We start from the raw sequence: 7,972 nt of genomic DNA on the forward strand, positions 1-7,972 counted from the left end.
TCAGCGCCCGTTCGGATCCGTCCGCCGCAGCCGTTCCGCGGCTGCCAGCACACCCACGGCGAGGATGCCGTTGCGCAACCGACCCTCGAGCACGCCGTCGACGGCGTCGGCGAGCGGAATCCACTCGATGCGGATGTCGGCTTCCTCGGCCTCGCGTGCGTGGGCGTGGCCGACGGCGGACAGCCCCCGGGCGAGGAACACGTGGACCACCTCGTCGTTGCCTCCGGGGGTGGTGAAGACCGAGACGAGGTCCTCCCAGCGCTCGGCGACGAGATCGACCTCCTCCGCGAGCTCACGGCGAGCCGTCTCGGCCGGCGGCTCCCCGGGCACATCCAGGAGCCCTGCGGGGATCTCCCAGTCCCGGTGGCGGATGGGATGCCGGTACTGCTGGATCAGCAGCACCCGGTCCTCATCGTCGAGGGCGACCACCGCAGCCGCGCCCGGATGGGCGACATACTGTCGGACGATCTCTTCGTCGCCGTAGCGGAGGGTGTCGCTGCGGACGTCCCACACCCGCCCCTCATAGACGAGCTCGCTGTCGGTGACCTCGGCTTCGACGGGCTCGTCTCGCAGCTGCTCAGCCATTGTCCACGTCGAACAGCTCACTGGAGCGGTGACGTTCCAGTGCCGCGCCGATGAGGCCGCGGAACAGCGGGTGCGGCGCGGTCGGGCGCGAGCGCAGCTCCGGGTGCGCCTGGGTGGCGATGTAATACGGGTGGACGTCGCGGGGAAGTTCGACGTACTCCACGAGGTTCCGGTCGGGTGAGAGGCCGGAGAACGTCAGCCCCGCCTCGGCGATCTGGTCGCGGAAGCGATTGTTCACCTCATACCGATGACGGTGCCGCTCGGACGCGGTCGCTGCGCCGTAGACCTCTTCGGCGAGGGATCCGGGCGCGAGGTCGGCCTGATAGAGCCCCAGACGCATCGTGCCGCCGAGATCGCCGCTTTCGAGGATGTCGACCTGCTCCGCCATCGTGGCGATGACCGGGAACGCGGTCTCCGGATCGAATTCGCTCGAGGACGCCCCCTCGAGACCGGCTTTGTTGCGGGCGTATTCGATGACCATGCACTGAAGGCCCAGGCAGATGCCGAGCGTCGGGATCCCCTGTTCGCGGGCGAAGCGCAGGGCGCCGAGCTTGCCCTCGATGCCGCGGATGCCGAATCCGCCGGGAACGACGATGCCGTCCAGGTCGCCGAGCGCGCGCGCAGCGCCCTCGGGCGTGTCGCACTCGTCCGACGGAATCCACCGGAGCGTGACGTGGGTCTCGTGGGCGAAGCCCCCGGCCTTGATGGCCTCCGTCACGGAGAGGTACGCGTCGGGGAGGTCGATGTACTTCCCGACCAGTCCGATCGTCACTTCGTGCTTCGGATTGTGGACCGCCTGGAGCACGCGGTCCCAGCGGGACCAGTCCACGTCCGCCGATCCGCCGAGGCCGAGTGCCCGCACGATGTACGAATCCAGTCCCTGCGTGTTCAGCATCGTCGGGATGTCGTAGATGCTCGGCACGTCGACCGCGTTGACGACGGCATCCTCGTCCACGTCGCACATGAGCGCGATCTTGCGCTTGTTCGACTCCGTGACGGGACGGTCGCTGCGGAGCACCAGCGCATCGGGCTGGATGCCGATCTGGCGCAGAGCCTGCACGGAATGCTGGGTGGGCTTGGTCTTCTGCTCCCCCGACGCGCCCATGAACGGGACCAGGGAGACGTGGACGAAGAACACGTTGCCGCGACCGAGCTCGTGACGGATCTGGCGTGCGGACTCGATGAACGGCTGCGACTCGATGTCGCCGACCGTGCCGCCGATCTCGGTGATGATGACGTCGGGGCGCGGCACCTCGGTGGCCTGCAGCCGCATACGACGCTTGATCTCGTCCGTGATGTGCGGGATCACCTGGACCGTGTCGCCCAGGTACTCGCCGCGCCGCTCGCGCGCGATCACCTGGGAGTAGACCTGCCCGGTCGTGACGTTCGCGGCCTGGCTGAGCTCGATGTCGAGGAACCGCTCGTAGTGACCGATGTCGAGGTCGGTTTCGGCACCGTCGTCGGTCACGAAGACCTCACCGTGCTGGAACGGATTCATCGTCCCCGGGTCGACGTTCAGGTACGGGTCGAGCTTCTGCATCACCACGCGCAGTCCGCGCGCGGTGAGGAGGTTGCCGAGGCTGGCGGCGGTCAATCCCTTGCCCAACGAAGAAACGACACCGCCAGTCACGAAAATGTGCTTGGTGGTGTCGCTGTTCTTGTCACCGTGGGAGGCCGTTTCAGGGACATCTCCAGAAGTCTGCATCACGGGCTTCGATCCTATCAGTGCCGGGATGCGCCGAGTTCGAGCAACTCGCGCGCGTGGGTCAGGGCCGCCTCGGAATCGGGCATTCCGGAGAGAAGTCGTGCCATCTCCGCCTCCCGTTCCGCCCCCGCGAGGCGTCGGACGTCGGACGAGGTGACCCCGCCGTCGCCGGCCTTCACCACGGAGAGATGATTGCCCGCGAATGCGGCGACCTGGGCGAGATGGGTCACGGCGATGACCTGGGATCCCTCGGCGAGGCGGGCGAGCCGTCGCCCCACCTCGATCGCCGCCGCACCGCCGATCCCGGCGTCCACCTCGTCGAAGACGAAGGTCGGAACCGGGTCGGTCGCCGCGATCACGACCTCGATGGCGAGCATCACGCGACTGAGCTCTCCCCCGGATGCGCCGCGGGAGACCGGACGGGGCTCGGCACCGGGATGCGGCGCGAGGAGGAGCGACACCTCGTCACGGCCCGCTGCTGTCGCCGACGCGGGCGCGACCCGCACCTCCAGGCGCGCGTCGGCCATCGCGAGCGCCTGCAACTCCGCGGTGACGGCCTCGGCGAGGCGTCCCGCGGCCTCCACCCGCGCAGCGGTGAGGGCGGCGGCCGCGGTGTCCAGGGCGCGTGCCGCGTCGTCCCGCTCCTCGGCCAGGCGCTCGGCGCGACCCGAGTCGTCGTCGAGTTCGGCCAGGCGCAACGATCCCGCCTCCCACAGCGCGAGCGCGGCATCGAGAGAACCGTGCTCGCGCACCAGCGCACCGAGGAGCGCGCGCCGCTCCTCGACGGCGGCGAGTTCATGGGGCCCGGATTCGTCCAGGTCCGCGAGGAAGCCGGCGAGCGAGGCCGCGATGTCCGCGACGCGGTAGCCGAGCTCGCTGATCTGTTCGCCGAGATCCGCGAGCGCTGGATCCTGGACGCGTTCGAGCACGCGACGGGCCTCCGCCAGCAGGATGCCGGCGTCCGGCGCGTCGCCGTCGCCGGAGAGGACCGCGTGCGCCGTGGCCGCTGCGAGCCGAAGCTCCTCGCCGTTCGCCAGACGCTCGGCGCGCACGGCGAGTTCGGCGTCCTCACCCGGCTGCGGCGCGACCTGCTCGAGGGTGTCGAGCTGCGACCGGAGAAGATCGGCTTCGCGCGCGCGCTGGTCGCGCTGCGCGACCAGGGTCGTCAGCGTCTCGTCCAGCTCCCGCCAGCGCGAGAATGCCGCAGCGTAGGCATCGCGTGCTGCGTGCACGGCAGCGCCGCCGAACCTGTCGAGCGCCTCCCGCTGGGCAGCCGCGGAACGCAAGCGGAGCTGCTCGGACTGCCCGTGCACGACGACCAGGTGATCGGCCAGCTCGCCGAGTACCGCCGCCGGTGCCGCTCGGCCTCCGACGGTGGCGCGCCCCCGGCCTTCGCGGGAGACGGTGCGCCCGACGATCAACTCGCCCCGACCGTCGCCGAGCGGGTCGATCTCGCCGCCGGCGTCCCGCACGCGGTCCGCGACCGGACCGTCGTCGTCGACGATCCAGACGCCGTCGACGGCGGCGCTGGCAGCGCCGGAGCGGACCGCGGACGAATCGGCGCGTTGCCCGAGGAGCAGGCCGAGGCCGGTGACCACCATGGTCTTGCCGGCGCCCGTCTCACCGGTGATCGCCGTGAAGCCCGGCCCGATCGGAAGCGTCGCCTCCGAGATCACACCGAGGTCCCGCAGCCGCATCTCCTCGATCACGACGCGGGGTCTTTCGTGCCGCGCCCGGCGGGCGCCGTCGGGCCGCGCCATCCCTCGACCGGAAGGCGGAATTTGCGAACGAGCCGATCAGTGAACGCCGCGGGGTGCAGGCGCGCGAGACGGACGGGCCGACGTGAGCGACGCACGACCACGCGCGCACCCGGCGGGAGATCGTGGGAGCGCCGCCCATCGCACCAGAGCACCCCGATGCCGTTGGTGCGTTCGAGCACCTCGATGGCCACGGCGTGCTCGGGCCCGACCACCAGCGGCCGGGCGAAGAGGGCGTGCGCCGAAAGCGGGATGACCGCGATGGCCTGGACGCTCGGCCAGATGACCGGTCCCCCGGCGGAGAAGTTGTACGCGGTGGAACCCGTGGGGGTCGACACGACGACACCGTCGCAGCCGAAACTCGAGAGGGGGCGTCCGTCGACCTCGATGACGACCTCCAGCATCCGCTCACGGCTGGCCTTCTCCACCGTGGCCTCGTTCAACGCCCAGGTTTCGTAGATGACCTCGTCCTGCGCGTTCTTGACGCGGACCTGCAGCGCGAGGCGTTCCTCGACCTCGTAGGCCCGATCGATGACGCGGCGGACCGCCTCGTCCATGTCGTCTTTGTCGATCTCCGCGAGGAAGCCGACGTGCCCCATGTTGATACCGAGGACCGGGGCGGTCCCCTCTCGGACGAGCTCCGCCGCCCGCAGGATCGTCCCGTCTCCCCCGAGCACGATGGCCAGCTCGATGTCCTCCACGGCGACGTCGGTCCCGAGGGCTGCGACGTCGTCGAACCCCGCGCGCGCCGCGACGAGCTCCGCCCGGTCGTCGGCCGCGAGCACCGGCGTCGCCCCCGCCGCGCGGAGAGCCCGCACCACCCTGTCCGCCGCGTCGACGGTGTCGTCGCGCAGCGCGTGAGCGACCACCAGGATGTGGCGCCTCACGCGGGCATCGTCGTTCATCGGCTCCCTGCCAGTCGGTTCACGGTGTCTGACCATTCTGACGGATCGGCCTCGCGCCCCGGCGCCAGATGGACGATGTACTCGACGTTCCCGTGCGTACCGACCAACGGCGACGCGAGGAACCCGCGGATGCCGAACCCCTGGTCCCACGCGGCCCAGAGCACCCGTTCCACGGCGTCCACCCGCGCGATCGGATCCGTCACGAGTCCGCCCTTCACGGCCGTGCGCCCCACTTCGAACTGCGGTTTGACCAGGAGCACGACATCTGCGTCGCGCTCGATGACCTGCGCCACCGCGGGAAGCACATGAACGAGGGAGATGAAGGAGAGATCGCCGGTCACCACGGTCGGAGCCTCGGTGCGCCCGGCCGCCTGGGCGAGGAGATCGGCGGTCATGTACCGGGCGTTGAAGCCCTCGACGACGACGACGCCCGGGTCGGCCGCCACGGAGGGATCCATCTGCCCGTGACCCACGTCGATCGCGAGCACTTCGCGGGCCCCGCGCTCGCGCAGGACCTGGGTGAAGCCGCCCGTCGACGCGCCGAGATCGAGCGCGAGTCGACCGGACACGTCCAGCGCGAAGCCGTCGAGCGCGGCGGTCAGCTTGTGCGCAGCGCGGCTCACGTAGTGATCCGCGCCCGCGACGGTGACCTCCTGGGTGGCCTCCACCCTTGCGGCGGCCTTGACGACGGGGCGCCCGTCGACGCTGACCAAGCCGGCGGAGATCAGCGTCGCCGCGTGGCTGCGCGACCGCGCCAGGCCACGCGCCGCGAGAGCCGCATCCAGTCGCTCCGTCATGAAGACGACGAGGTCGGCCCCGCGTCGAGTTCCCTCGCCAGGGCATCGTGCAGCGACGCGAAGGCGTCGGCACGGGACGCGAGAGGTTGAGCCTCGATCACCTCGAGCGCGGAGAGGAGGTCGGCGGTCTCGGTCACCTCGAAGCGGTCCATCGGCCCATGGTACGACGCACCTCAGGGACGGTGGAACGGATCGGCGTACAGCTGCTCGGGAACACGGAACCCGAAGATCGCACGGCCCGTCGACCAGATCGCCGCCGCGGCGGCGCGCAGGAGGTCGATCTGTGCGTCTCCGGCGCTGTCGATGCGGACGTCCACGCCGTCGATGCGCACACGTGCGCGCCCGGCCGTCGCGACGTCCCCACGCACGGTGACCTCCGGATAGGGCTCGTGGAGCTGGCGCAGATCCCCGAGGATGTACGTCGGGTGCGACCCCTGCGGCGCGGCCAACACGTGTTTCGGCCGGTCGATTCCGGTCAGCACGAGCGCGGACGGGATGCCCGCGCGGTTCGCCCCGAGGATGTCGGTGTCCAAACGATCACCGAGGAACAGTGCGCGCTGAGACCCGAAACGCGATATGGCCTCGTGGAAGATCGGGACCTCGGGCTTACCGGCGACGGTGGCGAGGCGGCCGACCGCCGTGTGCACGGCGGAGACGAGCGTTCCGTTCCCCGGCGCGATCCCCCGCGCCTGCGGGATCGTCCAGTCCGTGTTCGTGGCGATCCAGGGGATGCCGCCGTCCTCCTCCGGCACGGCCAGCGCGTAGGCAGCTTCGGCCAGATGCGACCAGCCGACCTCCGGCGCGAAGCCCTGCACCACGGCTGCGGGTGCGTCATCCGCGCTCCGGGTGACCCGGAAGCCCGCCTTCGTCACCTCGGTCAGCAAACCCTCGCCACCCACCACGAGCACGGTCGAGCCCGCCGGCACGAGTGTCGTCAGGAGGCGCATCGCCGCCTGCGGACTCGTCACCACGTCCTCCGGACGAGTGGGGATGCCCAGCTCGCTCAGGTGCGCCGCCACCGATGCATCCGTGCGGGAGGCGTTGTTGGTGATGAAGCCGAGGGCCCGCCCCTCACGCGCGCGCTGGAGACTGTCGACAGCGTACGGAAGCGCGCCGGCCCCCGCGTAGACCACCCCGTCCAGATCCGCGAGGACGGTGTCCACGCCGTCCAGCGGGGTCGCATCGCCACGACCGAAGAGGCGCTTCGCCGAAAGACCCATCAGGATCGATCGCCCTCGACGGCGTCGTCCTCGATCACCGCGTCCTCGACCACGATCGTCTCGAGGTCGGCCGCTCCGCTGGCGTCGTGCAGCGCCTCGGCGGCGATGTCGGCACGACGCTGCCACAGCGCGGCCTCGTCCGTACGACCGAGCTCCTCCAGGACGGCGGCGCGTGCCGCGAAGAGCGCCGGGCTCCACTCGAATGCGCGGTCAGGATCCAGTTCCGGAATGTCCAGCTCGGTCAGCGCGCGCTCGGTCTCACCAAGGTCCAGTCGTGCGCCGGACATGGCGATCGCCAGCTCCACACGCACCGGCACGGGAAGCGCGGAGCGATCGACGGCCCGCCCGACCTCGAGAGCCCGGTCGGGCCGCCCGACCCCGCGCTCGCTGTCCACGAGGAGCGCGATCTGGTCATCCTTGCCGGAGATCCGCCGATAGGTGCGCAGTTCCCGGAGCGCCAACGCGTAATCCTCGGTCGCATACGCCGTGATCGCGACGGTCTCCCGCACGATGGCGATCCGACCGGCACGACGGGAGGCGGCAAGGGCATGACGGTGAGCGAGGGCCGGGTCGTCGTCGATGAGACGCGCCGCCATCGCAAGGTGCCGCGCCACCTCCTCGGCATTCTCCTTGCTCAGCGTCTTCAGCTCATTGCGCGCCGGACCGTTGAGGTCGCGCGCGGTGATCTCCTGGGGGATCGGCGGATCATCGTGTCGCGGCCTATCCTCGCGTGCTGCTCCCTCCGGAGGACGCCGGTCCGGCCGGCCCGCGCCTCCTCGAACGGGACGGGAGCCGTCTCGACGCGGCGGCCGGCCACCCCCGCGACCGCGGTCTCGCGCGCTGTCATCGGATCGGCGCTCGGCCATGTCGACTCCTCGAAGGTCACTCTGTTCCTGTGTCCCCACGGCGTTCGGTTGCGTGTGGGTGTTGTTAACGCGAAAGGGCCACCCAGCGTTGGGTGGCCCTTTCGTTTAAAAGAAGTCCGGCGGTGTCCTACTCTCCC

Annotated in this window: 8 protein-coding genes; all 8 read right to left on the bottom strand. The window is 70.6% G+C overall.

Features of this window, described 5'->3' with window-relative positions; translation table 11 throughout:
* From AB0O93_RS07050 to AB0O93_RS07085, 8 genes are read right to left on the bottom strand one after another with little or no spacing between them, the layout of a single operon-like run.
* Window positions 1-585, bottom strand: a complete 585-nt coding sequence (locus AB0O93_RS07050; protein WP_363341824.1) for an NUDIX hydrolase — start codon at window positions 583-585, stop codon at window positions 1-3.
* On the bottom strand, window positions 578-2,290 hold the full coding sequence (locus AB0O93_RS07055; protein ID WP_363341826.1) for a CTP synthase: 1,713 nt from the start codon (window positions 2,288-2,290) through the stop codon (window positions 578-580). The genes AB0O93_RS07050 and AB0O93_RS07055 overlap by 8 nt, the downstream gene beginning before the upstream one ends.
* 17 nt (window positions 2,291-2,307) lie before the next feature.
* Window positions 2,308-3,999 carry a DNA repair protein RecN gene (gene recN / locus AB0O93_RS07060; RefSeq protein WP_363341828.1) on the bottom strand — a complete coding sequence of 564 codons (1,692 nt, stop codon included), beginning with the start codon at window positions 3,997-3,999 and terminating at the stop codon, window positions 2,308-2,310.
* Entirely contained in the window at window positions 3,996-4,952 is a 957-nt protein-coding gene (locus AB0O93_RS07065; RefSeq protein ID WP_363341830.1) for an NAD kinase, read from the bottom strand. The genes recN and AB0O93_RS07065 overlap by 4 nt, the downstream gene beginning before the upstream one ends.
* Window positions 4,949-5,749, bottom strand: a complete 801-nt coding sequence (locus AB0O93_RS07070; protein ID WP_363341832.1) for a TlyA family RNA methyltransferase — start codon at window positions 5,747-5,749, stop codon at window positions 4,949-4,951. Before AB0O93_RS07070 ends, AB0O93_RS07065 begins: the two co-directional genes overlap by 4 nt.
* Window positions 5,746-5,901 (bottom strand): hypothetical protein, encoded by a 156-nt coding sequence (locus tag AB0O93_RS07075; protein WP_197272954.1) that lies wholly within the window; start codon window positions 5,899-5,901, stop codon window positions 5,746-5,748. The genes AB0O93_RS07070 and AB0O93_RS07075 overlap by 4 nt, the downstream gene beginning before the upstream one ends.
* Window positions 5,902-5,922: 21 nt before the next feature.
* Window positions 5,923-6,969, bottom strand: a complete 1,047-nt coding sequence (locus AB0O93_RS07080; RefSeq protein ID WP_363341834.1) for an HAD-IIA family hydrolase — start codon at window positions 6,967-6,969, stop codon at window positions 5,923-5,925.
* The gene (locus AB0O93_RS07085) at window positions 6,969-7,583 is read right to left on the bottom strand and encodes a hypothetical protein (RefSeq protein WP_363341836.1); all 615 of its coding nucleotides are present in this window, start codon (window positions 7,581-7,583) and stop codon (window positions 6,969-6,971) included. Before AB0O93_RS07085 ends, AB0O93_RS07080 begins: the two co-directional genes overlap by 1 nt.
* Window positions 7,584-7,972: the final 389 nt, after the last annotated feature.

The sequence above is a fragment of the Microbacterium sp. NPDC077184 genome (genome assembly GCF_040687055.1).
Taxonomy (GTDB): Bacteria; Actinomycetota; Actinomycetes; order Actinomycetales; family Microbacteriaceae; genus Microbacterium.

Excerpts from the sequence above, each read along its gene's own strand:
- AB0O93_RS07050 (WP_363341824.1), bottom strand. The coding sequence starts at position 585 with ATGGCTGAGCAGCTGCGAGACGAGCCCGTCGAAGCCGAGGTCACCGAC.
- AB0O93_RS07055 (WP_363341826.1), bottom strand. The coding sequence starts at position 2,290 with ATGCAGACTTCTGGAGATGTCCCTGAAACGGCCTCCCACGGTGACAAG.
- AB0O93_RS07065 (WP_363341830.1), bottom strand. The coding sequence starts at position 4,952 with ATGAACGACGATGCCCGCGTGAGGCGCCACATCCTGGTGGTCGCTCAC.
- AB0O93_RS07070 (WP_363341832.1), bottom strand. The coding sequence starts at position 5,749 with ATGACGGAGCGACTGGATGCGGCTCTCGCGGCGCGTGGCCTGGCGCGG.
- AB0O93_RS07075 (WP_197272954.1), bottom strand. The coding sequence starts at position 5,901 with ATGGACCGCTTCGAGGTGACCGAGACCGCCGACCTCCTCTCCGCGCTC.
- AB0O93_RS07080 (WP_363341834.1), bottom strand. The coding sequence starts at position 6,969 with ATGGGTCTTTCGGCGAAGCGCCTCTTCGGTCGTGGCGATGCGACCCCG.